Raw genomic sequence first — 22,191 nt, 5'->3', positions numbered from 1 at the left:
TCAGCACGCCGACGACGAGCGCCAGCACCACGCCCTTGACGAGAGGGATCGGCGGCCCGGGCTTGCAGAGCAGCAGAACCGTCATGACGCAGACCACGAAAGGCGCCGGCAGCGCCAGCCCGTACGCGACTAGCACGGCCACGCCGAGGCCGATGGTCAAACGCAGCACTGCCTTGTCCGCCCGGTTCATGGTCGTGGTCCTGGTCAGTAGAGGTACGACAGATAGCTCATCAACGCGATGTAGAGCGACCCGAACCAGTTCATCAGTGGATGGTCGCCGGTGTAAACCAGGACCTCGGCCTGGCCGCCGATCCGCAGGCCGCGCAGGCGATCGAGTTCGCCGGGGTCGAACTCGATCGCCACCGGGAAGCGCTGCGCCTGGCGCAGCCAGTCGCGGCTGTTGTCGACCGTGGGCAGGGTTCCGGGCTGCGTCTGTTTGCCGGAGCCCACGCCGCTGCCCAAGCTGCGAACGCGCCCCTTGAGCACCTGGCCCGGCATCACGTCGAGCACGATCGCCACCGAATCCCCGGGATCGATGTTGCCGAGGTTGTTCTCGGTCATGTCGGCGCTGATCCAGAGGTCGTGCATCGCAATGAGCGTCATCGCCGGCGCGCCGGCCTGGGCGAACTGCCCGACGTCCGTTCGCAGGTCGGTGACCCGGCCGCGGGCGGGTGCGACCACGCGGGTGCGCTTCAGGTCGAGTTCGGCCTTCTCGATGGCCGAGCGGGCACTGATCAGTTGCGCGTTGGCGTCCCCGCTGTCGCCCGCGGTCTCCTGGGCGCGGCTCAGATCAGCCTCGGCCGACTTGACCTGGCTCTGGGCCTTGACCAGGTTGGCGTGGGCGCTCTCGACGCGGCGAATCGAGATCGCGCCGGGGTCTTCCTTGAAGATCTGCTCCAGCCGGGTTGCGTCCTGGCGCGCGTAGACAAGGTTGGCCCGGGCCGCCTGCACGCCGGCCCGGGCGGCGTCCACACCCGAGGTGGACGCATTGACCGAACGCCTCACCGACTCGTAATCCGAGCGGCTGCGCTGCAGCGCGATCCGGTAGGAGGTCGGATCGATGTCGAACAGGGGTGCGCCGCCTTGCACTTCGTCGTTGTTCTTGACGTACACCTTCAGCACCTGGCCCGCGACCTCGGCGGCCACCGGCACCACGAAGGCCTGTACCCGGGCCTGGTTCGTGTACGGGGTGAGTCGGTCCGAGACGAAATACCAGACCAGGCTGAGGACAATCAGCGCGAGCACGACGACGGCACCGAGGCGCGCGCCCTTGCCCGTGTCCGGCGGTGCAGGCGCGACGGCGGCCTCGGCGGACAGGGCTGGCGACGGTGCAGGCGGGGTCGGTTCTGGACTCATGGTCGTGGGGTTCCCGGAGAGGTGGGGATCGTGTCGGTACCGGGGGCCGGCAGGGGGGCGGCGAGCAGGCCTTTCCAGTCGCTGCGCAGGCCCATGGTCTCGCGGGTCGCATCATCGACCACGGGCCGGCTGCGCGCCTCTTCCCAGCCGCCGCCCATGGCCTTGTAGAGGGCGATCAGGCTTTGGGTCAAACTGCCGCGCGCGCTCACGAGCTGTTCCTGCTGGCTGAAGAAGGTCCGCTGCGAATCGAGGACCCGCTGGAAGTCGGTCAGCCCTTCGCGGTACTGGAGCGTCGCGATCTCGAGCGAGCGCCGTGCGGCCGTCACCGAATCCGCGAGCAGCACGATCTGCTCTTTCGTCCGGGCGAAGCCGACGGCCGCATCGTCGACCTCGCGCGCAGCGCCCAGGACCACCGCCTGGTACTGCTCGTAGGTCTGCTGGAAGCGGGCGTCCTGGACCAGCACGGTGTTGGTGAGGCGGCCGTTGTCGAAGACGTTCCAGACCAGGCTCGGCCCCACTGCCCAGTTCAGGACATTGGGCGCGCCGCTCACCGAGGTGGCCGACAAGCCCAGCGAACCCAGCAGCGAGATAGAAGGATAGAGGTCGGCGACGCTCACGCCGATCAGGGCGGACTGGGCGGCCAGTTGCATCTCCACGGCCCTCACGTCGGGGCGGCGCCGCAGCAGGTCGGCCGGGAGGTCGACGATGACATCCAGCTCGGCCTGCGGGATCGACTCCCTGCCGACGGCCATCTCGGACAAGGGCCCGGGTGGACGCGCCAGCAAGATGCTCAGCGCATTTTGGTTCTGGCGTAGGGCGATCTCCAGTTGCGGGATCGTGGCTAGTGTGCCGAGGTACTGGGCCCTGGCCTGCTGCACGTCCAGTTCGGATTCACCGCCGCTTCTGAACAGCAACTGCGTGATGTCGAAACTGCGCTTCTGGATCGCGGCGTTCTCGCGCGCAATGCGCAGCCGCACTTCCACGGTACGAATCGAAGCGTAGAGCCCCGCCACCTGCGCCGCCATCAGCACCTGCACATCGTCGTACTGCGCGATGCTGGCGAAGTAGCCGGCGTCCGCTGCCTCGATGCTGCGCCGGAACTTGCCCCAGAAGTCGAGTTCCCAGCTGATGCGCGCACCCAGGCTCAGCGATGCGGCGCTGCTGTCGGGGCCTCCGGCCCGTCGCGTGCCGACGTTCAGCAGCTCGCCGGTGGCCTGCTGCACCTGGGGGTAGAGCGTGCTGCCCGCGATGCCGAGTTGCGCACGCGCTTCCATGATGCGCATGCCGGCCGTGCGCACGTTGGGATTGACGCGCTGTGCCTGGGCAATCAGCTGATCGAGCACGGGGTCGTCGAAGCTTCGCCACCACGATTGCAGTTGCGCATCGCGCGCACGGCGCGAGTCGGCGGCCAGGGCTTCGAGCGAGCCGCCCTTCCAGTCCGACAGCCAGGGCACCTGGGGTTGCTGGAAATCGGGCCCCACGGTGCTGCAGGCGCCGAGCAGCACGGTCAATGCCAGCACGATCGCCCGCGCGCCGAGTCGGATCACCGGCACCTGGGGGGCTCGCAGCCTGCGGTACGCAGGTCGAGGTCGGTCTCGCAAGGCGTACTCATCGTTCCGTCTTCCTCTTCCAATCTGCGCTTGATCGTAGCGCAATAGTTCCGCCACACGACCTCTTCCACGTACACTGCGCCGCGAGTTGCCGGCGCGTCGCTCCGGCAACACAACGCAATGAGGACCACTGAGCCGATGACAGCCCATCAGACCCCATCGAGCGAAGCGCTCATGCCGATCGACGCAGAGACACTCTCGACCAGGCAGCGACTTTTTGTCCGTTACTTCACGGCAATCCTGATCGATCTCGTTGTCCTGAACCTGTTCGTCGAGTACTCGAAGAACGTGACCATCGACTCCTTCACGACGTCATTGTGGGTGTCGGTCGTGTTGCAGCTGCTCCTGAAACTGACGATCGCCGTCGAGCACCGCGTTGCCGGATTTTTCGAGGGAAAGGCCGGCGGTTTCATGAAGTTCCTCCGATTCTTCAGCGCGTGGCTGGTGCTCTTCGGATCGAAGTTCGTGATCCTCGAGGCGATCACCTTCATCTTCGGCGACAACGTCCGGTTCGACGGCGCATTCCACGGGATCGTGATCCTGGTCGCGATCATCATTACGATGCTCGTCGCCGAGGAAGCCATCATCCGGCTCTACCGCAAGCTTGGCGACTGAGCCGGCGCTCCTCACGCATCCGAACATCGAACGATTGTTTGCGCATCTGCGCAAACTGCCATTCGGGCAGCGCGGGGAACCGCCGCCGGGGGCATCCGGGCGTTGCCTGCGTCTTCGCTGCGACAAAGCAGGCCTGGGCAGCAACTGAGGCTCGCATTGGGCGCGTGGACGCGCTCGTGCGAGCCACCCTCGAGGCCCTTTGGGCCCCCGACTTCGAAGCCATCGAGACTTGCACGCCTTGACCCGGGCCACGTCACTCGCCCGAAAAGCCACCTGCCGCGCACTGCGCCGCGGCGGAGGCCTGGCGTGGCCCGCTGCTCCCACTTCCCATGCTGCGCCGGGCGCAAGGCCGATTTCTTGGGCATCAAGAGCAACAATTTGGGCCGCCAGCGGCGCGAGCGCGAGAGCGCACCTCGAAGGGTTCGACCGGGCCGGTCCAGAGTACAGCTCTGCGTGCCGATCTCGCTTGCGATGGCATGCTGATGTCGGCTTACAACTCAGCCGAGAGTAGCGCCATCAGGGCGCCGGCCACGTCCCCACGGCGGGTGAACTCGCGTCAGTCAGCTCATCGCTGCATTGCAGACGACGATGGCGCGCGCTGGTCGTTGATCCGATGAGAAAAAACGGCCCCGTTCGGGTTGCCTGAACGCCGTCGCCGCGCTGAGCAGCCGGAGTAGGGCAGGGCAGTGCCTGCATTGAAGCGCGTGCGCACTGACCACGTGCCGGTCAACAATTGGCGCCCAGCCGGGTGCCGGCCATTTGCTGCCGCTCGCGTACGGCGGCTGCTAGGCAGCCACATCGCCAAGCTGCGCTTAGCCCGATACAGCCGCTGTAGAACGGGTCATTCTCGATGAGGGTGCCTGTCCACTACTCCCGCACTCATCGGAGGCCCGATGATTGTGGCGGCCGTTGACAACACCTGAGAGAAGCCCCCCTAATAGTTGGCCCAAGCCGGAGCGTTGTGCGGCGTCGGAGCGCGAAGCGGGTTTCGGTCTGCTTCGCCACAAGCGGACCACGGATCAGTCCGGCTTTGGCTTACGCATCGGACGTCAAATCGGCCACCACAGCTAAGTGCACGTCGAACACCTTGGTCACCTGCTCAGCAAGCACATGCTCGTCGACGCCGCCCATGTTGAACGCAGTGGGTCCGTACACAACGGCCGGCATGCCGGCATGGCGAAACAGGCGTGCATCGGTCAGGCCCACGCGCATGTTGGCCACCGCATGGGGCTCGGCCAGCTGTCGCGCGTGCTGCAGGAACGATTGCACCAATCGCTGGGAAGGCCGTGTGAACGCCGGTTCGGTCTCGCTGCCAGGCAGCACCTCCCAAGCCACCTTGGGATGCGGTGCCAAGGCGTCGCCGACCATTGCTCGCATCTGGGCGCCGTCGAGCCCCGGCGGGTAGCGGATGTCGACTAGGGCCTGGGCCTCACCGGGAACCAGATTGGCCACCTGGCCACCCTGCAGCGCACCGAGGTTGACGGTGATCGACCGCAGATTCTCGAATTCGCCAGCACCGCCTTCGCTCTCGGACACCTCGCGCGCCTGCGCCATTGACTCCATCAATTCCGGTGGCAGCTTGCAGGTCCGATCACGCAGGGCAAGCACATCGGTCGCGGCGGCTATCAATGATTCGAGGGCGTTGTCGCCAAGGTGAACATGCGCGCCGTGACAAGCCTTGCCCACACTGGTGAGCTTGAGCCAGAGCACGCCCTTCTCGCCGTAGCGCACCACGCGCGGATGGCCGGCATCGGCGTTCAACAGATAGTCACCGCGCGCGTACGGCTCGTGTGCGAGCAGCCAGCGCGTGCCCCAGCGACCGCCGGTCTCCTCGTCGGCCACGGCGGTTAGCACCAATTCGCCGCACAACTCGGCCGCGCGCTCGGCCGTGGCCAGCATCACGTGGATCAGGATCGCCAGGCCCGCCTTCATATCGCCCGCGCCACGGCCGTAGATGCGGCCGTCCGCCAGGTCGCCGCCGAGCGGATCGTGCGTCCAGCCCTCGCGTGGGCCGATCTGAAAAGTGTCCAGGTGTCCGTTCAGCACCAGTCGCGGACCCGGCCTCGCGCCGCGCAATACCGCAACGAGGTTCACCGCGCCGGGTTGCGGTTCGTGCAACGTGATGCTGATAGCCGGATGCGCAAGACATGCCGCTACGGCATCGGCCATAGGGCGAGTGTCGCCCGGAGGGTTTTCACTGGGGATGCGGATCAGTTCCCGCGTGAGTTCGATGACGGCCGCGTGACGTGCCGCAGAAGCCGAAGGTGTGGAGGCTGGCATGCAGTAGCGGATCAGTTGACGGTGATGTTGCGGTCGTGCACGACCTCGCCCCAACGGCGGTAGTCAGCCTCGATGGCGCTGCGCATGGCAGTGCCCGAAAGATCTTGCGCACCGGCAATCCCGAGGCTCTTGAACTTCTCCTTCACACCAGCGGTTTGCAGTGCCTTGGCCAAGGCGCCGCGCACCGCCTCGGTCACCGGTGCCGGCATGCCAGCGGGCCCCACGATACCCAGCCAGTAGTTGACCGATACCGCGGGCCAGCCGGCCTCGGCAAACGTCGGCACTGTTGGCAGTTCGGCAGCGCGGGTTGGCGACGCGATTGCCAGCGCGTGGATCTTGCCGCCCGCGAGAAACGGCTGCGTGGACAGGTAGCTGTTGAACATTCCATCGATGCGGCCTGCCAGCAGGTCGGGCATGGCCGGGCCAGTGCCAAGGTAGGGCACGTGCGTCATTCGAAAACCGGCCGCTTGCGCGAACACTTCGGCCATCAGATGCGTCAACGTGCCGTTGCCGCCGGAGCCAATGCGCACCCCTTCAGGGCGCGTGCGGGCTGCCGCCACAAAGTCGCTCAAAGTCTTCGCGGGCATCGCCTCGCTCGAGAAAAAGCCGAGGTTCGAGCCTCCGATCAGTGCCACCGGCTCCAGGTCACGCACGGGGTCGTACTTGGCGCTGGCCTTTGATACATGCGGCACGATCGTGACAGGCAGATCCGTCAGCAGCAGCGTGTAGCCATCGGGCGCCGAGCGCACCACGATCTCGGTGCCGATCATGGAGCCGGCACCTGCCTTGTTGTCGACCACCACCGGCTGACCAAGCGCCTTGGTCATCTCTTCGGCCACCACGCGAGACACGATGTCCGACGGGCCGCCCGGACCGTATGGCACGACCAACCGGATGGGCTTGTAGGGATAAGCCTCTGCCAAGGCTGGTGCAGTTGCGAAGCTGCAGCAGGCCCACGCGATGCTTGCCAACCATCCTGAGAGAAGTCTTGTCATTTGCGCTCCTGAAGAGTGATGAGCGAACTCTAAGAAATTACCCTATCGCGATCCAATACATTCTTTTCAGCAATTCCAAACCCACGGTTATGCTTTCCTGATGGCACGCCCCGCGTTTCGGCTTCATCACATCACCTTGCTCAACGTGGTGATGAATTCGCAGACGCTCACCGAAGCAGCACGCCGCCTCAACATCTCGCAGCCCGCTGTGAGCAAGCAGTTGAAGCAGCTCCATGCCGACCTTGGGTTTGCGCTGTTTGAGCGGCAGGGCCATCGGCTGGTGCCCGCCTTCGAGGCGCGGGCCATGCTCGATCAGGTGAGCCGGCTGAATGCTTCGCTCGACGTGTTGAACCGTCTGGCCGGCGAATTTGGCAGAGCGCGCCGCGGCCATCTGCAGATCGGTTGCATCCCATCAGCGGCCGTCTACCTGCTGCCCAAGGCGTTGCAGGCAACTATCGGCGGCGAAATGCAGATGCTGTGCTCAGTGCACACCGGCAGCACTGCGCAGGCCCTGGAATGGGTCGAGACGCAGCAAGTCGACGTGGCCATCGCGATGAAGGTGCTCGACACCTCGCGCCTGAACTACACGCCTTTGATGGCCTTGCATCTCGACTGCCTGCTGCCCACCGGCCATGCGCTGGCCGCCAAGCGCGTGTTGAGGCCGCAAGATTTGGCGCCCTATCCGGTTATCGGCATTGAGCTGCCGGTCATGGTGTCCACCGGCCCCGGTACCACTGCGTGGGACGAAGCCCTGGGCTCGGTACGCCTGCGGGTCGACTCGGCGCATGTGGCCAGCTGCATGGCCGAGGCCGGGCTTGGCATCGCCGTGGTCGACAGCCTCACAGGCAAAGGCTCATCGCGCAGGAGTCTGGTGCGCAGGCGGCTGGAGCACACCTATGAGGCCGAGATCGGCATCTATCGTCCGAGCTTCCGGCCACGCGCAGGCATGGTCGATGAGTTAATGGCGGCATTGCGAGACGAGGTCGAGAGCTTGCGGCTTTGAGTCGCGCTGGAGCCGGAACGCGTACGCCAGAATGCGGCCATCACCGGACCTTCACGGCGACCTCCCAACAATGTCGCCTCGACCGAGAGGAAGTGTGTGCGCGCCAACTGCACACGCACGGACAATTCCACAGGCCAATGTTCAACGAAGCCCGATGAAAGCCATCCTTGCGCTCTTCCTCGCACTGCTTCCAGCCATCGCTGAGGCCACTGGTGTCCTGATTGGGGTCAGGCTTGTACGGTTGCTTTCACTTGGAAGATGGCGCGGCGAAGCACTGAACGGCGATGAGGCTCGCATCCATGCCGCTGCCGAAGCTCTAACTTTGGTCTTGGGCGGAACACGCGTTGTCACGGTCGCCGGGCTCCAATTTGCTCGGCATGGCCTTCTACGTATTGCTCCTGACGGCAATTTACTGGCTAGCGACAACCTGGTAGGCCAGGACACGGACAGAAGCCGACAGCCAGGGCGACCCTCCAAACCGATGGGATTCCAGAGCAAGAATCGGAGTTCTGAAGCCGGCAGCGCCCGATAGATTGAGTGCTTTTCATCCTTGGAGAGCACATGACACTCAATACGAACTCCGTCGCGACCGGAGGGGCGGGGCAAGCCAGACGATTCCCATCGCAGCTTGGCGAGTTTGTTTGCGTCAGCCAGATGTCGGCGATGGCGCCCCACGACGAGTGGATGGCTACCCTTCCTGACAAGACAGAAATCGTGGTCCCCGAAGAAGGCAATCGTCCCAACCTCCTCGGCGTGGCGAAGGCCATCTCGGTGGTTCAGAGCAGGTCCTACCTTGTAAACGAGCCGTGCAGCTAATCGCGCCATTCTTCAGGGGCGAAGGCGCGTGGCGCCTACTCACCATCGATTTCGGCGCAGAAGCGCGCCGGTACGAAGCGAATTTCTGATGTGCTTCGCATTCGTAGCCGCGCACACTGACCTGTCGAGTACCAGTCCCTATTTCGAGGTCGGCTTCGCGCAATCCGAAACCTCGGAAGAGGATGAGCCAGTGTTCTCTTTGACCGTCAAGGCCCTCGTAGGCATCCCATTTCCAATGATGTGAGGGGCAGCGCGTAGGGGCGACGCCGACGGCCGCTTTGAGAAGGAACGAAGGACTCCTCGGGGCCCCACGCGCAGAACGATGCTCATGGTCCGTCGTGCCGGCTGCCGGCGCAGACTGACCCTCCATCCTTACAGGATCTCATCATGGAAGCAACTTCGGCCTGTCATCGCGAGCCGTGGAACAAGGGCAAGCTCGTCGGGCAGAAGACCCCCTTCAGGCTGAAAGACATCTGGGCCACCAGAGTGCGCCTGCAGGGTGGCCGTTCCAAGTTGGAAGCCGCCGCCGGTCGCTCCGCCCCGAAGGGCAGCAGAGGGTCCTGAGCGCCATTTCGCGAGGTTTGGAAGCAGCCGTTGATACCTGCCTGAGCGCGGCAAAGCGAAATTTTGATTCGCAGACTAGCCCTTCAATGGCGCGCATCGCCGCGATCTTGCCGGGGCGTTGAGCTGCATCAACGCGTCGCCATACGCACAAGCCGGGCCGCCTCTTCGGCGCGCGCGTCGTCAACCTCGCGCAGCACGCCACCCACGTCCACCGACCCACTCGGACGCGCGAAGCTGCCCGTCAGCGCCGATCCAGTGTGCAACTCGCCCCGCTCGTAAAGGTTCCATATTTCTTCGCCGTAGTTGGTGGAAAGCAACTCGGGCGCGACCTGCCCGAAGAAGTTCGCGAGGTTCGCCACATCGCGCAGCAGCATCCGCCGCGCGTGGTTGTTGCCCGCGGCATCGACCGCCTGCGGCAAGTCAATGATCACCGGGCCGTCGGTGGCGAGCAATACGTTGAACTCAGAGAGGTCGCCGTGTACCACACCCGCGCACAGCATGCGAACAACTTCCACCAACAGTGTTTCGTGGTAAAGCCGTGCGTCCTCTGGCGTAAACACAACGTCGTTGAGGCGCGGTGCGGCATCGCCCTGCGCGTCGGTGACCAGCTCCATCAGCAGCACGCCGTCGCAGAAGTTGTGGGGCACCGGCACGCGCACGCCGGCCGCGGCCAAGCGGTAGAGCGCATCGACCTCGGCGCTTTGCCAAGCCGCTTCGGTGGCCTGCCGGCCAAACTTGGTGCCCTTGGCCATCGCGCGCTGGAGACGCGTGTTCTTGACTTTGCGGTTTTCGGTGTAATCGACGGCTTGTCGGAAACTGCGGTGGGTGGCTTCCTTGTAGATCTTGGCGCAGCGCGTCTCGTCGCCGCAGCGCACCACGTAAACCATAGCTTCCTTGCCGCTCATGAGCTGGCGAACCACGCTGTCGATGAGTCCTTCGTCGATGAGGGGCTGTAGTCGAGGGGGTGCTTTCATGCTGCATTCTGCCTGTCTGCCAGTTGGCCTCGCGAAGGAGGCCGGTGCCAACTGCAGCGGCATCACGGTCGCCGGGCTCCAATTGCTCGGCATGGCCTTCTACGTATTGGTCCAGATGGCGATTTACTGGCTAGCGACAACCTGGTAGGCCAGGACACGGCCATGTGCAGCCATCCGCCACCGTCTGCTTCAGGGGAGACCAATCTTGGCCAAGGCGCCATTCAGAGCGGAGTTCGAGAGTTGTTCGATCTTGGGCTTGTATACGACATGAACATCGTCGATATGTCCGTTGAATCGAAACGGTGCACGACTGTAGTAGTCCAATGCGACCGGCGAACCGAGGTCCATGCCGACATCGAAGGTCTCGGTGGCCGTGAACGTCAGCGGAAGCGTGTAAGGCACCTCGGCGCGGCCAACCTCGACCCCATCGACCCGCAGCACGATCTGCGCAGGAGCGCCGGGCTTGGAGGAAGCCATCACGGTCTCGACTTCGATGCGCGTCCGGCCTGTCGGCAACGCGGCGGTCGAGCGCGCTTTGGTGCGCTTGAGCGCGAGCGCGTTGTATTCGTAAACCAGCTGGCCACGATCGACATATAGGCTGACGCCGCCCGACACGCCCCCCATCGCGTAGAGCACCCCCTGCGCATCGGTCGGAAGCATCGCATCGACAGTGACCAGACTGTTGCGCGAACGCAGGTTTGGCGCAGCGAATTCGGGCAGGCGAGCGACGCGGTCACTGAAATGCCATTCGCTGTAAGGCGTCTCAATGCGTGCATTTGGGTCCAGAAATGGATATAGCCCGGCCCCGAGCGGATAGACCTTGTTGGCCTTCGCCTGTACGTCGAACTCGCGCTTCATGTCCTCGAGCCGCTGCGGATTGGCGGCCGAGACATCGATGGCTTGCGAGTAGTCCCCGTCGAGCTTGTACAGCGCCCAGGTGTCGTTTTCCGGCTTCCAACCCATGAACTGGGCGAAGCCCGCGATCCATGGTGTGCGCGGACCCCAGACCGAGGCCATCCATCCATCCCGGTAGAGACCGCGGCTGCCCAGGTTTTCGAAGTACTGCGCGGGCTTGCGTGACGCGGCCGCCGCGTCAGCGAAAGTTGTCGCCATGCTCACCCCATCGATCGGGTCTTGCGCCACGCCGTTGACGGACTTCGGCGGCGTGATGCCGGCGATCTCGTAGATCGTCGGGGCGATGTCGTTCACGTGATGGAACTGGTTGCGCACCTTAGCGTCCGACTTGATCCGTTTGGGCCAGGACACCGCGAGCGGCACGCGCGTGCCGCCGAAGTAGCCGGCCACCAGCTTCGTTCCCTGGAACGGCGTCATTCCCGCCCAGGCCCAGGCCGCGTGGTACATGCTGTCGAGCTTCGGGCCGCCCAACGCGTCGAGCCCCCGTAGTCGCTTTCAAGCACGGCCATGTGCTGCTGGGCGCCGGCTGGGATGCCGTTCTGTGCATTGAGCTCCGCGATCGAGCCCTGCATGCCTTCGGCCGATGCGCCGTTGTCAGAGAACACGTAGAAGATCAGCGTGTTGTCGCGCAGCCCCTCGCGCTCCAGCTCGTCGACCAGCTTGCCCACTTGCGTGTCGGTGTGCTCCAGGAATCCCGCATACACCTCCATCAGGCGCGCCTGGAACTTTTTCTCCTTCGGGTCGAGGCTGTCCCATGCCGGCAGCGAGGCAGGGCGCGGCGTGAGCTGCGCATCCTTCGGGATCCAGCCGAGCTGCTTCTGCCGCTCGAAGGCACGCTCGCGGTAGACGTCCCAGCCGCCGTCGAACTGCCCTTTGTACTTGTCAGACCATTCCTTAAAGACGTGGTGCGGCCCGTGCACCGCACCGGGTGCCCAGTACATAAAGAACGGACGGTCCGGCGCGCTGGCACGCCGTTGCTGCAGCCATCCGATCGCCTGCTGCGCCAGGTCCTCGGTCAGGTGGTACTTCGGATCGTGCGGCGGCTCGATCGGTGTGGTGTTGCGGTACAGCCGCGGCTCGTATTGAGAGGTCTCGCCCCCAATGAACCCGTAAAAAGCGTCGAAGCCGTGGCCTGTGGGCCAACGGTCGAAGGGACCCATGGCCGTCGTCTGGGTAGGCGGCGTGTTGTGCCACTTGCCGAAGGCAGCAGTCACGTAGCCATAGTCGCGAAGCACTTCGGCAATCGTGGCGGAGCTCTTCGGAATCTCGCCGGTGTAGCCGTCCCAATCCGTGGCGAGTTCGGCGATCACGCCATTGCCCACGCGGTGCTGGTTGCGACCTGTCAGGAGCGCGGCGCGCGAGGCCGAGCAGATGGCCGCGGTGTGGAAGGCGTTGTAGGTCACGCCTGTCTGCGCAATGCGTGAGAAGGTCGGCGTATGGATCGGGCCGCCGACCGTATCGGCCTGCGCGAAGCCGGCATCGTCGAGCATCACGATCAGGACGTTCGGCGCGTCCGCGGCCAGGCGCGCGGGCAGCTTGCGCCATTCGTGGCGGGACTCCGCCAGACTCAGGCCGGCCACGCTGGCGCTCGGTGGGCGGGGGAACGGCAACGAGACCTGCGCAGCGACCGGGCCAGCAAGGCCCCCGACCGGGAGCACTGCGGCCAACGCCGCCTTCATGTATCGGAAGAAGGATATTTTCATTTTGGATCCTTAGACGGTCGGCAGGACATGCTTCTTGAACATCTCGCGCAGGCGGTTCTTCAGCATCTTCCCGGTCGCGCCGAGGGGAATCGCGTCGACGAAGACGACGTCGTCCGGCGTCCACCAACTCGCGATCTTTCCCTTGTAGAAGTCGAGCAGCTCATCGCGGCTGAGTTGCTGATCGGGCTTCTTCACGACTACCAGGAGGGGCCGCTCGTCCCACTTGGGGTGGTAGGCTGCAATACAGGCCGCCATCGCGACCCGGGGATGCGCCATCGCGATGTTCTCCAGGTCGATGGAACCGATCCATTCGCCTCCGGACTTGATGACGTCCTTGCTGCGGTCGGTGATCTGCATGAAGCCATCCGCATCGATGGTCGCGACGTCGCCAGTCGGGAACCAGCCCTGACCCGCCGAGTTGACCAGCGGTGACTCGCCGTCACCCCGAAAATATTGCGACACCACCCAGGGCCCGCGCACGAGCAAATCGCCGCTGCACTTGCCATCCCATGGCAGTTCGATGCCCTCGTCGACGATCTTCATATCGACGCCAAAGAGCGCATGGCCCTGCCTGGCCTGAACGGCATAGCGCTCTTCCTGAGACATGCCCAGGTGCTTCGGCTTGAAGCTGCACACCGTGCCCAGCGGGCTGAGTTCGGTCATGCCCCAGGCGTGCAGCACGTCAACGTTGTAAACCTCCTGGAAGGTGCGGATCATCGCCGGTGGGCAGGCGGAGCCGCCGATGATGGTGCGCCGCATGGTGCGGAAGCCCAGGCCGTTAGCCTCGACGTGCGCCAGCAAGCCCTGCCACACCGTGGGCACCCCTGCGGACAAGGTCACGCCCTCGGCCTCGAAGAGCTCGTGCAGCGACCTGCCGTCCAGGCCCGGCCCCGGAAACACCAGCTTGGCGCCGACCATGCAGGCGATGTAGGGCAGGCCCCAGGCATTTACATGGAACATCGGTACAACCGGCAGGATCACGTCGCTGACCGAGCAGTTCAACGCATCGGGATTCGCGGCCACCATGGTGTGCAGCACGGTCGATCGATGGCTGTAGAGCACGCCTTTCGGATTGCCCGTGGTGCCCGAGGTGTAGCAGAGCGAAGAAGCGGTGTTTTCGTCGAGATCCGGCCAGGAAAATTCCTCGCGTTCGGCCTCGATCAGGTCTTCGTAGCAGAGCAGGCCCGGCACGGCGCTGTCCTTGGGCATGTGGGCGCGATCGGTCATGGCCACAAAGCGGCGGATGGTCTTGACTCGCGACGCGATCGCCTCGACCAACGGCAGGAACGTCAGATCGAAAAACAGCACCTGGTCTTCGGCGTGGTCGGCGATCCAAACCACCTGGTCCGCATGCAACCGCGGATTGAGCGTATGCAGCACAGCGCCGGAACCAGACACCGCGTAGTACAGCTCCATGTGACGATGGCCGTTCCACGCCAAAGTGGCGACCCGATCGGATGGTTTCACGCCCAGCGACGATAGCGCGTTGGCCATGCGACGCGAGCGCGCTGCCATGTTGCGGAAGTTGTAGCGGTGGATGTCGCCTTCGACGCGGCGGGAGACGATTTCCTGTTCGCCATGGTGACGCTCGGCGTGCACCAGCAGCGATGAGATCAGCAGCGGCTGCTGCATCATGAGTCCGTTCATCTTCTTTCCTTGTTCAGGCCGGCACTGCAGCGGCGGCCGGGATGTGGTCTTCAATGGCCTTGAAATGCCTGTCGTTCAACAGGAAGTGCGAGAGGGCTGGGATCAACACGAGGGCGCCGACCATGTTCCAGACGAACATGAAGGTCAGCAGGATGCCCATGTCGGCCTGGAACTTGATGGGCGAGAAGGCCCAGGTGATGACGCCCGCGGCGAGCGTGACGCCCACGAGTGCGACGACCCGGCCGGTGAAGGTGACCGCCTCGGCGTACGCCTTGGCCAGGGTGAGCCCGCGGCGCTGGCCGGCCAGCTGCACCGAGAGCAGGTACAGCGCGTAGTCCACGCCGATGCCCACTCCGAGCGCGATCACCGGCAGGGTCGCCACCTTCACGCCGATGCCCAGCCACACCATCAGCGCCTCGCACAGGATGGAGGTCACCACCAGCGGGATCACCGCCACCAGCACCGCGCGCCATGAGCGAAACGTCAGGAAGCACAGCGCAATCACCGCCGCGTAGACGTAGAGCAGCATCGTGCGGTTGGCCTCGCGCACCACGATGTTGGTCGCCGCCTCGATGCCGGCGGAGCCCGCCGCCGGCAGGATCTGCACCTTGGCGGGATCGGTCGGATGCGCCTTCACGAAGTCTTCGACCACGCCCAGCACCTTCTGCAGCGTCTCGGACTTGTGGTCCGAGAGGTAGGCCACCAGCGGCATCACCGAGCACTCGGTGTTGAAGAGCTCCGGGTTGTTCACGGTGGCCTGCTGCGCGCCGTAGTTCAGGATCTCCTGGTTGCGGCTGATCGTGAGCCACTTCGGGTTGCCCTCGAAGGAGCCGGCCGTGATCTGGCGCACGACGTCCTGCAGGCCCACCGTGGCACGCACTTCGGGCAACTGCTGCAGCTCCCAGGCGAGCGCGTCGACGTGCGCGAGCGTGTCGTACTTCAGGCACCCTTCCTTGGGCGTCTTCACGATCACCGCGAAGAGATCACTGGACAGCGAATAGTTCTTCGCGACGAAGGCGTTGTCGCGGTTGTAGCGCGAGTCGGGCCGGAGCTCCGGCGCGCCAGGGTCGAGGTCGCCCACCTGCAGCTTCAAGCTCACCGCAAAGCCCACTGCAGCGAGCACTGCAGAGACCAACACCGCACCGAGCGCCCAGCTGCGCTTGCTGGCGAAGTTGTCCAGCAGAGCCCAGAGCCGCCCGCCGCGCCCGACCGCCTGCTCCTGCTCGATGCGCAGGCTGCGTGCCGCGGCTTGGGGGCTCACGCCCACGTACGACAGCAGCACCGGCAGCAGCAGCAGGTTGGTGAAGATCAGCACCGCCACGCCGATGCTCGCGGTCATCGCGAGCTCGCGGATCACCGGAATCGGGATCAGCGCCAGCACGGCGAAGCCGACCGCATCGGCCATCAGCGCCGTGACACCCGCCAGGAAGAGCCGCCGGAAGGTGTAGCGCGCCGCCACCAGCCGGTGCGTGCCGCGGCCGATGTCCTGCATGATCCCGTTCATCTTCTGCGCCCCATGGCTCACGCCGATGGCGAAGACGAGGAAGGGCACCAGCATCGAGTACGGATCGAGCTCCAGCCCGACCAGCCTGACCAGCCCCACCTGCCAGAGCACCGCGACCAGCGAGCAGGCGAGCACCATCGCCGTGCTGCGCACGCAGCGCGTGTAGCCGTACAGCAGCAGCCCGGCGATCACCGTGGCGGCGCCGAAGTACATCATCACCTGCAAGAGGCCATCGAGCAGGTCGCCGATGATCTTGGCGAAGCCGATCACGTGCACCTTCACGCCCCAGGGCTTGCCGTCGGGGGCGAGGCCGTGCTCGTACTTGTCGCGGATCTGGGCCTCGATCTCGTGCGAGAGCCGCCAGTAGTCGAGGCGCCCGTCCTTGCCGTTGTCGAGCAGCGGCGCGACGATGGCGCTGGACTTGAAGTCGTTGGCGACGATGCTGCCGACCAGACCCGCGCGCGCGACGTTCGTGCGCAGCTTCTCCACGCTCCCACTCTTGCCGTCGAAGTTGTCGGGCATCACGGGGCCGCCCTGGAAGCCCTCCTCTGTGACTTCGGTCCAACGCGTGGCGGGTGTCCACAGCGACTTGACCCAGGCGCGGTCCACGCCCTGCGTGAGGAACAGGTCGTCGTTGATGTGCTTCAAGGCGTCGAGATAGCGGGCATCGAAGATGTCGCCCTGCTCGTTCTCCACCACCACGCGCAGCGTGTTGCCCATGCCGCGCAGCTCGCTGCGATTCTGCAGGTAGTTCTGGATGTAGGGATGCCCCACCGGGATCATCTTGTCGAAGCTGGCGTTGAGCGATACGCGCGTGGCGAAGAAGCCGAGCACCAGCGTGGCGACCAGGCAGGCGAGCGCGACCGCGAGGCGGTGATTGAAGACCGCGCGTTCGAGCCAGCTGCCCGAGTGGCGCGGGAACTGTGCGAGGTCGCGCACGACCGGCATGCGGTCGAGACCGGAAGAGATGGCCATTACTTGTCCTTGGAGGTCAGGTCGATCGTGCGCAGGCCGCGGGGACCGCCCAGCACTAGCGCCGTGCTGCCGCTGAACGCAACAGCAGCGAGTGGCATTTGCGAGCGAGACGGTGAAGTCGCGAAGGTGTGGCCGCCGTCGCCGCTGATGGCGATGCCGCCCCCCTGATCGATCAGTGCAAGGACGCCGCCGGCACTGACGCTGCTGCTGACGATGCTGGCGCCCAGGCCGGTCTTCACGGGGGACCACGTGGCCCCCTCGTCACCGCTCAGGAAAGCATTGCCGCGCATCCCGAAGGCCAGCATGCCAGCGCCTGTGGCGACGAGGCCGAACAGGCTGCCCTTGTAGGGCGAAGTGAGCGTGGTGAAGCGCGCCGAGCCTGCGTCGAGCTTGAGCAGGAGCCCGCCTTCGCCCGCGATATAGGTCGATCCGCGTGCCGTGCGGATCGCATAGAGGTTGAGCAGGCCAGGGTTGTCGATTCGGTCGAACCACGACTCCCAGGTCTTCCCGCCGTCGGCGGTGCGCAGGACCAGGCCGTAGGCGCCGACAACGAAGCCCTCGTTGACAGTCGTGAAGGACAGATCGAGGAAAGGCTTGTCGGGGCCGGCGTCCGCATTGCGCTGGGCCTCGTCGAGCAGCTTGCGATCTGCGTCGCTCGCTTCTGGTGCGGCGACACGTCGCTTCATGTGTTCGAGCACCAGTTTGTTAGCCTGTCGCCCGTCCAGCAGCCGCGTCCAACTCAGGCCGCCATCGCGCGTGCCGAGCACGACGCCGTCGTGGCCGGCGGCGTAGCCGACCTGCGCGTCCACAAAGCTCACGGCCGTGAGGTCCGAGCTCACGGGCACCATCGCCTGCACCCAGACGCGGCCTCCGTCGTTCGAATGCACGATGTGGCCACGCTGGCCGACGGCGACGAGCCGCTCGCCGGCGCGCGCAATGCCGGTGATCAGGCGCTGGTCGGCCAGCGCGCTACTGCGCGCGGGCTGCTCCAGCACCTCGCCGGCGCGCACGCCGCCGGGAGCGGCCAGCGCGCCGAGGGCGGCCAGCAGCATGCTTCTGCGTTGCACGAGAGTCATCCTGTTCGACGCGTGTCAGCGCACGCCGGAGCCGGCGAGTGCGTCGGCGCTCCAGGCGTTGGCCGACTGCGGTTCGGTGAACTTCACGCCCACGTTGTAGGCGCCCAGCAGCCCCGTCATGTTGTAGCCGCCGCTGGTGAAGTCGTGGAAGGACTGGCCCATGGCTGAGGGTGCAGGCAGCTCATAGGACGGGTTGGTGTAGACAAAGCCTGCGCGGTAGAGCTGGCCGCGTGCGTCGTACATGTCCGAAGCCACGGCCACCCAGCTGTCCTCGTCCACGTAGAAGGTGCGCTTGGTGTAGATGTGGCGCTTGTCCGCCTTCAGCGTCGCCTCCACCACCCACACGCGGTGGGCTTCCCAGCGCACGAAGTCCGGGTTCAGGTGGTTCGGTGTCGTCACCGCGTACGGGTCCTTGGCGTACACCAGCTTGAAGGTGTTGTAGGGCACCAGCATCTCCTGCTTGCCCACCAGCTTGAAGTCGTAGCGGTCCATCGCGCCGTTGAAGATCCAGGCGTCGTCATAGGTCGATGCGCCGGCGGAACCCGGGTTGGGCGTGTCGTAGGCGATGTCCGGCGCAAGCTTCACACGGCGCTGGCCGGGCAGGTACTGCCAGGCGCGCCGGCCGTTCTTCATCGGGTTGATGTAGTCCTGAGCAAGGAGCGCCTCGCCGGCACGCCGTGCCGGTGCGGTGTAGGCGATCTTGGTTCGGAAGTAGATGTCGTTGTCGGCCGAGGCGCTCGTGCGCTTGGGGTCGTAGTACGGGTAGTCCATGTAGATCTGGCCCGTGGTGGCCAGCACCGCCTTGCCCGACGAGTCGACATTGATGGAGTCGTACTGCGTGTAGTAGCTCTGGCCCGTGAAGCGCAGCAGGTGGTTCCACATGACTTCATTGCCGGTCTTGGGGATCGGGAACGGAATGCCGGCGAAAGTACCTTCGAGGCCCAGGCCGTCATCGGTGGTCTTCACCGCCGTCGCGTTCTTCACCGTGTTGTCCAGCACGTACTTCGGGTAGGCGATCGAGCGGTGCGACGGGTAGACGTCCACGCGCATCGTCGGGTACTTCTTAAGCAGCTCCTTAGTGCCCGCCGTCAGCTTGCCTTCGTACTGCACCATGTTCTGGGCAGTGATGGCGTAGAGCGGCTTCTCGGTCGCATAAGGGTCGGGGCGAATGCCAGAGCCCTTCTCGTAGCCGGCCGGTGGCGTCGTGAGGCCCCCGGTGTACTCGGGAATGCTCTTGTCGGCATTGCCGGCGCGTTCTGCACCGGTTTGCGTGAGCGTGGTGCCGAGCTTTTTGGCCTCGTCGGCGCCGACGGCAGCAAGGGCGGATTGGGCAGCGAGCGCGATCAGCGCGCCGGTCCAGAGGGAGCGGGTCTTCATGTGGATGTCTCCGTTGGGGGTGGTTTGAGGAACGACTCAGAAGGTCGTCTTGAAGGTGAGCAGCACGTGGCCGCGGTCGGACAGCACTGCGTTGGTGCCATTCGCGACATTCATCGCGCCTGCCGGGGTCGTGCTGTAGTCCCCGTAGAAGCCGACGTAGCGCAACGCGAAGTTGTATTTGGCGCGGACGTCGGCGGCGATCCCGATGCCGTAGGAGCCGGCTTTCTCGTTGCCGCCCGAGACAACGGCCGAGTTGCCCGACAGGCCGCCCGACCAGCTCAGCGGCATCGACAGGTCCACGCCCGGGAACACCTGGTACCAGGTGGGCGTGAAGTTCAGGCCGAGGCCGAAGTAGTTCTTGCTGACCGCGTCGATATTGGCCGGATTGGCGCGGTAGGCGTCGCTGCCCTTGAAGGCGCCGAGGTTCTGCGAGACGCTGAGCCAGCGGTTCCACACCAGTTCGGCGTTCCACGCGGCGCTATCGAAGAGCGGAGTCTTCGACATCGTGCCCAGCAGATTGAACACGCCGTGCATGGTGTCGCCACGTGCACCGGGCGCGTCGTTGCCGATCTGGGCGAACTGTGCCAGCGAGATCGCGCCCGTGGCGGGATTGACGAGCGGCGTCGGGAGTACCTGCACCGGCACGCTCTGCAGCGGCATGTTGCGGCGGTAGCTCAGTTCGGCCCCGAGGCTCATGCCGGCGACGTTCTTCGACAGGCTCAGGCCGTAGATGTCGATGTCGCGGCCGTAGAAGGCCTGGTACTGGCCGACATAGCCGGCCTGGATCTGAGGCAGCGTTGCCGCGCCCGGATTGATGTAGCAGGTGCTCGGGCCGACGGGACGCAGGCCGGCGCGCGTGCAGGCCGCCGCCGGCACGCCCGCGGCCACCGCTGGAAGCAGCGCGAGTTGTGGCTGGATGTCGGCGGTCCGGCGGCCATAGACTCCAGCCGTGCCATCGAGCCAATCCGGGCTCCAGCGCGCCGACAAGCCGAAGTCGCCGGTCTTGTTCGGCTCGGCGTTGGTGGCTTGCAGCAAACGCTGGCCGGGGCCCGCGATGAGCGAGTCGCCGCCGTGCAACAGCGCGTCGTTGACTGTCAGGTAGCTGCCCGACTCCGGGTAGCGCACGCTCTCCCAGTCGAAGAAGGTCTGCGCCGAGAAGGACAGCTCGGGCGAAGGCTGCGCCTGCACGGTCATCGAATTGCGCGGGCGGTAGATTTCCTTGGCCTCGATGCCGGGGGTGGCCAGCGCCTTCCACAAGTCCAGGGAGTACTGGCCGTAGCTGATGCCGTGGATGGCACCGCTGCCCAGCAGGCTCTCGCCCCAGTACACGGTGTGCTTGCCCAGGCGCAGGCTGACATCCGTCTCGCCGAAGGTCTTGCTGCCGAAGACGAAGGCGTCCAGCAGTTCGCCTGAGGGGCCCTTCGCATAGCGCGAGGTGTAATCCGAGAGTGCGCCCGCCGTGGGCACGCCGTAGACCAGCGTGTTTGCCGTGGCGTTGTTGCGGTTGTCCAGGTGGCTGTAGGCGTTGTCGTACCAGGCGGCACCGCTCACGCGGAAGCCGTACTTCTTGTCGACCACCAAGTCGAGCTCGCTCAGCAGGTCGAGGCGATTCGCGATCAGCGAGTGGTTGCTGAAGTTGCGGTCGCCGTCGTCGAAGTTCGGGTTGCCGAGAATGGCGCGGTCCTGGCCCTGAGTGCGCTGGCCGAGGTTGTAGCGCAGCGTGTTGTCCCAGCGAAGGACGACGTCGGGGTTGCCGGTGTCGATCTCCATCGCGTGCGACTGCACGGCGAGGGCAACCAGTGCGAGGGCGGCGCAGGCAACGGCGGTACGGCGATGACTGGCGACGGGGAGGCTGGAAAAAGCAGAGGGCACGAAGAGTCTCTCGAAGATTTGTTGTTGTGGTGGAAGGGTTCTCACCCTTCCGATGGAGGAGTGGGTCAGCAGTAGCCCATCTTTCGGGCGTCGATCAGCAGCACGCGTCGCAGAAGGGAGCGCGACAGGCGGCGCAGGTGGTACAGCGGCCTGGCGAATGGCCCGACAAGAACCAGTTCTCGCCCGCTGCGAACGGCATCGACGATGGCGTGGGCAACCACATCCGCATGGACGCCTTTGGCCTCGTAATAGGCCTGCAACTTGGCAAGCTGCGCCGCGTCGATGGAAGGCGATACGTTGTTTGCGTTGTGCGTGATGGCCGTGTTGATGATTCCGGGGCAGACCACCGTCAGGCCAACGCGAGAATTGCGAAGCCGCAGCTCCATGGAGAGCGACTCGGACAGGCCGATCACCGCCGATTTCGAAGCCGCATAGACGCTCATGTTCGGCGCTGGCGCGATGCCGGCGACCGACGCGACGTTGACGATCCGGCGCGGCCCGCCAGCCTCATGCATTTGCGGCAGGAAGCAGCGCAGGCCGTGCACGACGCCCATCAGGTTGATGCCGAGCGTGCGTCGCCAGGCATCCAATGGGCTGTCGAGGAAAGCCCCCAGATAGCCGATTCCGGCGTTGTTGACGAGGACGTCGAGGGGGCCACCCTGCGCGTGGACCTGCAGCGAAAAAGCGTGCATCGCTGCCTCGTCCGCCACGTCGACACCAAAGCTCGTGCAATTGACGCCGAAGGCGCATACCTCGTCGCGCACTGCTGCAAGTCGCTCCGCAACCAGATCGCAGAGCAACAGATCGGCGCCCATGCTTGCGAAGGCGAGAGCCGTGGCGCGCCCGATGCCGGATGCAGCGCCCGTCACGAGGACGCGCTTGCCGTGAAGATTCCTGAGAGTCATTGCC

16 protein-coding genes and 2 pseudogenes are annotated in these 22,191 nt (G+C 65.2%); 4 read left to right on the top strand and 14 right to left on the bottom strand.

Features of this window, described 5'->3' with window-relative positions:
- From ACSFBL_RS32030 to ACSFBL_RS32020, 3 genes and pseudogenes are all read right to left on the bottom strand, one after another.
- Positions 1-190, bottom strand: a pseudogene (locus ACSFBL_RS32030) (DUF2955 domain-containing protein); the annotation flags it as partial.
- A 14-nt stretch (positions 191-204) separates the two neighbouring features.
- Complete coding sequence (locus ACSFBL_RS32025; protein ID WP_435519849.1) at positions 205-1,356, bottom strand: HlyD family secretion protein; 1,152 nt, start codon at positions 1,354-1,356, stop codon at positions 205-207.
- On the bottom strand, positions 1,353-2,909 hold the full coding sequence (locus tag ACSFBL_RS32020) for an efflux transporter outer membrane subunit (RefSeq protein ID WP_435519848.1): 1,557 nt from the start codon (positions 2,907-2,909) through the stop codon (positions 1,353-1,355). The genes ACSFBL_RS32025 and ACSFBL_RS32020 overlap by 4 nt, the downstream gene beginning before the upstream one ends.
- A 195-nt stretch (positions 2,910-3,104) precedes the next feature.
- Here ACSFBL_RS32020 and ACSFBL_RS32015 point away from each other — a divergent pair, with 195 nt between their 5' ends.
- On the top strand, positions 3,105-3,581 hold the full coding sequence (locus ACSFBL_RS32015; protein WP_435519847.1) for a hypothetical protein: 477 nt from the start codon (positions 3,105-3,107) through the stop codon (positions 3,579-3,581).
- A 1,035-nt stretch (positions 3,582-4,616) separates the two neighbouring features.
- Here ACSFBL_RS32015 and ACSFBL_RS32010 read toward each other — a convergent pair.
- Together ACSFBL_RS32010 and ACSFBL_RS32005 are read right to left on the bottom strand one after the other, a co-directional pair.
- Entirely contained in the window at positions 4,617-5,750 is a 1,134-nt protein-coding gene (locus ACSFBL_RS32010) for a M20/M25/M40 family metallo-hydrolase (RefSeq protein ID WP_435519846.1), read from the bottom strand.
- A 122-nt stretch (positions 5,751-5,872) separates the two neighbouring features.
- Positions 5,873-6,856 carry a Bug family tripartite tricarboxylate transporter substrate binding protein gene (locus tag ACSFBL_RS32005; RefSeq protein WP_435519845.1) on the bottom strand — a complete coding sequence of 328 codons (984 nt, stop codon included), beginning with the start codon at positions 6,854-6,856 and terminating at the stop codon, positions 5,873-5,875.
- Positions 6,857-6,956: 100 nt separating this feature from the next.
- Between ACSFBL_RS32005 and ACSFBL_RS32000 the strand changes: the two genes are divergently transcribed.
- From ACSFBL_RS32000 to ACSFBL_RS31990, 3 genes and pseudogenes are all read left to right on the top strand, one after another.
- Positions 6,957-7,859, top strand: a complete 903-nt coding sequence (locus ACSFBL_RS32000; protein ID WP_435519844.1) for a LysR family transcriptional regulator — start codon at positions 6,957-6,959, stop codon at positions 7,857-7,859.
- 561 nt (positions 7,860-8,420) lie between these two features.
- Entirely contained in the window at positions 8,421-8,675 is a 255-nt protein-coding gene (locus ACSFBL_RS31995; protein ID WP_435519843.1) for a hypothetical protein, read from the top strand.
- Between the two features lie 387 nt (positions 8,676-9,062).
- Positions 9,063-9,173: pseudogene (locus ACSFBL_RS31990) on the top strand (integrase); the annotation flags it as partial.
- Between the two features lie 194 nt (positions 9,174-9,367).
- On the opposite strand, the gene ACSFBL_RS31985 reads toward ACSFBL_RS31990, so the two are convergent.
- From ACSFBL_RS31985 to ACSFBL_RS31945, 9 genes are all read right to left on the bottom strand, one after another.
- On the bottom strand, positions 9,368-10,213 hold the full coding sequence (locus ACSFBL_RS31985) for a PA4780 family RIO1-like protein kinase (RefSeq protein ID WP_435519842.1): 846 nt from the start codon (positions 10,211-10,213) through the stop codon (positions 9,368-9,370).
- A gap of 189 nt (positions 10,214-10,402) precedes the next feature.
- Positions 10,403-11,575: a sulfatase/phosphatase domain-containing protein gene (locus tag ACSFBL_RS31980; protein ID WP_435519841.1), complete on the bottom strand. Its 1,173-nt coding sequence runs from the start codon at positions 11,573-11,575 to the stop codon at positions 10,403-10,405.
- Positions 11,542-12,831 (bottom strand): sulfatase-like hydrolase/transferase, encoded by a 1,290-nt coding sequence (locus tag ACSFBL_RS31975; protein WP_435519840.1) that lies wholly within the window; start codon positions 12,829-12,831, stop codon positions 11,542-11,544. The genes ACSFBL_RS31980 and ACSFBL_RS31975 overlap by 34 nt, the downstream gene beginning before the upstream one ends.
- A gap of 9 nt (positions 12,832-12,840) precedes the next feature.
- Positions 12,841-14,478 carry a 3-(methylthio)propionyl-CoA ligase gene (locus ACSFBL_RS31970; protein WP_435519839.1) on the bottom strand — a complete coding sequence of 546 codons (1,638 nt, stop codon included), beginning with the start codon at positions 14,476-14,478 and terminating at the stop codon, positions 12,841-12,843.
- 13 nt (positions 14,479-14,491) lie between these two features.
- A complete protein-coding gene (locus ACSFBL_RS31965; RefSeq protein WP_435519838.1) occupies positions 14,492-16,957 on the bottom strand; it encodes an efflux RND transporter permease subunit in 2,466 nt (821 codons plus the stop codon).
- Positions 16,957-18,024 carry a WD40/YVTN/BNR-like repeat-containing protein gene (locus tag ACSFBL_RS31960; protein ID WP_435519837.1) on the bottom strand — a complete coding sequence of 356 codons (1,068 nt, stop codon included), beginning with the start codon at positions 18,022-18,024 and terminating at the stop codon, positions 16,957-16,959. Before ACSFBL_RS31960 ends, ACSFBL_RS31965 begins: the two co-directional genes overlap by 1 nt.
- 24 nt (positions 18,025-18,048) lie before the next feature.
- Entirely contained in the window at positions 18,049-19,410 is a 1,362-nt protein-coding gene (locus tag ACSFBL_RS31955) for a DUF1329 domain-containing protein (protein ID WP_435519836.1), read from the bottom strand.
- Between the two features lie 36 nt (positions 19,411-19,446).
- Positions 19,447-21,282: a DUF1302 domain-containing protein gene (locus ACSFBL_RS31950; protein ID WP_435519835.1), complete on the bottom strand. Its 1,836-nt coding sequence runs from the start codon at positions 21,280-21,282 to the stop codon at positions 19,447-19,449.
- Positions 21,283-21,347: 65 nt separating this feature from the next.
- Positions 21,348-22,187, bottom strand: coding sequence for an SDR family NAD(P)-dependent oxidoreductase (locus ACSFBL_RS31945; RefSeq protein WP_435519834.1), 840 nt, complete (start codon positions 22,185-22,187; stop codon positions 21,348-21,350).
- Positions 22,188-22,191 lie beyond the last annotated feature (4 nt).

Source organism: Variovorax glacialis (assembly GCF_051216375.1).
GTDB lineage: Bacteria > Pseudomonadota > Gammaproteobacteria > Burkholderiales > Burkholderiaceae_C > Variovorax.
Note: the sequence above shows the minus strand (reverse complement) of the source record. Positions and strands in the feature narration are given on the sequence as shown.

Bases quoted from the DNA above. Each gene is read 5' to 3' on its own strand.
- ACSFBL_RS31985 (WP_435519842.1), bottom strand. From the start codon at position 10,213: ATGAAAGCACCCCCTCGACTACAGCCCCTCATCGACGAAGGACTCATC.
- ACSFBL_RS31955 (WP_435519836.1), bottom strand. From the start codon at position 19,410: ATGAAGACCCGCTCCCTCTGGACCGGCGCGCTGATCGCGCTCGCTGCC.
- ACSFBL_RS32005 (WP_435519845.1), bottom strand. From the start codon at position 6,856: ATGACAAGACTTCTCTCAGGATGGTTGGCAAGCATCGCGTGGGCCTGC.
- ACSFBL_RS31970 (WP_435519839.1), bottom strand. From the start codon at position 14,478: ATGAACGGACTCATGATGCAGCAGCCGCTGCTGATCTCATCGCTGCTG.
- ACSFBL_RS32015 (WP_435519847.1), top strand. From the start codon at position 3,105: ATGACAGCCCATCAGACCCCATCGAGCGAAGCGCTCATGCCGATCGAC.
- ACSFBL_RS31975 (WP_435519840.1), bottom strand. From the start codon at position 12,831: ATGAAAATATCCTTCTTCCGATACATGAAGGCGGCGTTGGCCGCAGTG.
- ACSFBL_RS31980 (WP_435519841.1), bottom strand. From the start codon at position 11,575: ATGTACCACGCGGCCTGGGCCTGGGCGGGAATGACGCCGTTCCAGGGA.
- ACSFBL_RS31965 (WP_435519838.1), bottom strand. From the start codon at position 16,957: ATGGCCATCTCTTCCGGTCTCGACCGCATGCCGGTCGTGCGCGACCTC.
- ACSFBL_RS31945 (WP_435519834.1), bottom strand. From the start codon at position 22,187: ATGACTCTCAGGAATCTTCACGGCAAGCGCGTCCTCGTGACGGGCGCT.
- ACSFBL_RS32000 (WP_435519844.1), top strand. From the start codon at position 6,957: ATGGCACGCCCCGCGTTTCGGCTTCATCACATCACCTTGCTCAACGTG.
- ACSFBL_RS32025 (WP_435519849.1), bottom strand. From the start codon at position 1,356: ATGAGTCCAGAACCGACCCCGCCTGCACCGTCGCCAGCCCTGTCCGCC.
- ACSFBL_RS32010 (WP_435519846.1), bottom strand. From the start codon at position 5,750: ATGGCCGATGCCGTAGCGGCATGTCTTGCGCATCCGGCTATCAGCATC.
- ACSFBL_RS31995 (WP_435519843.1), top strand. From the start codon at position 8,421: ATGACACTCAATACGAACTCCGTCGCGACCGGAGGGGCGGGGCAAGCC.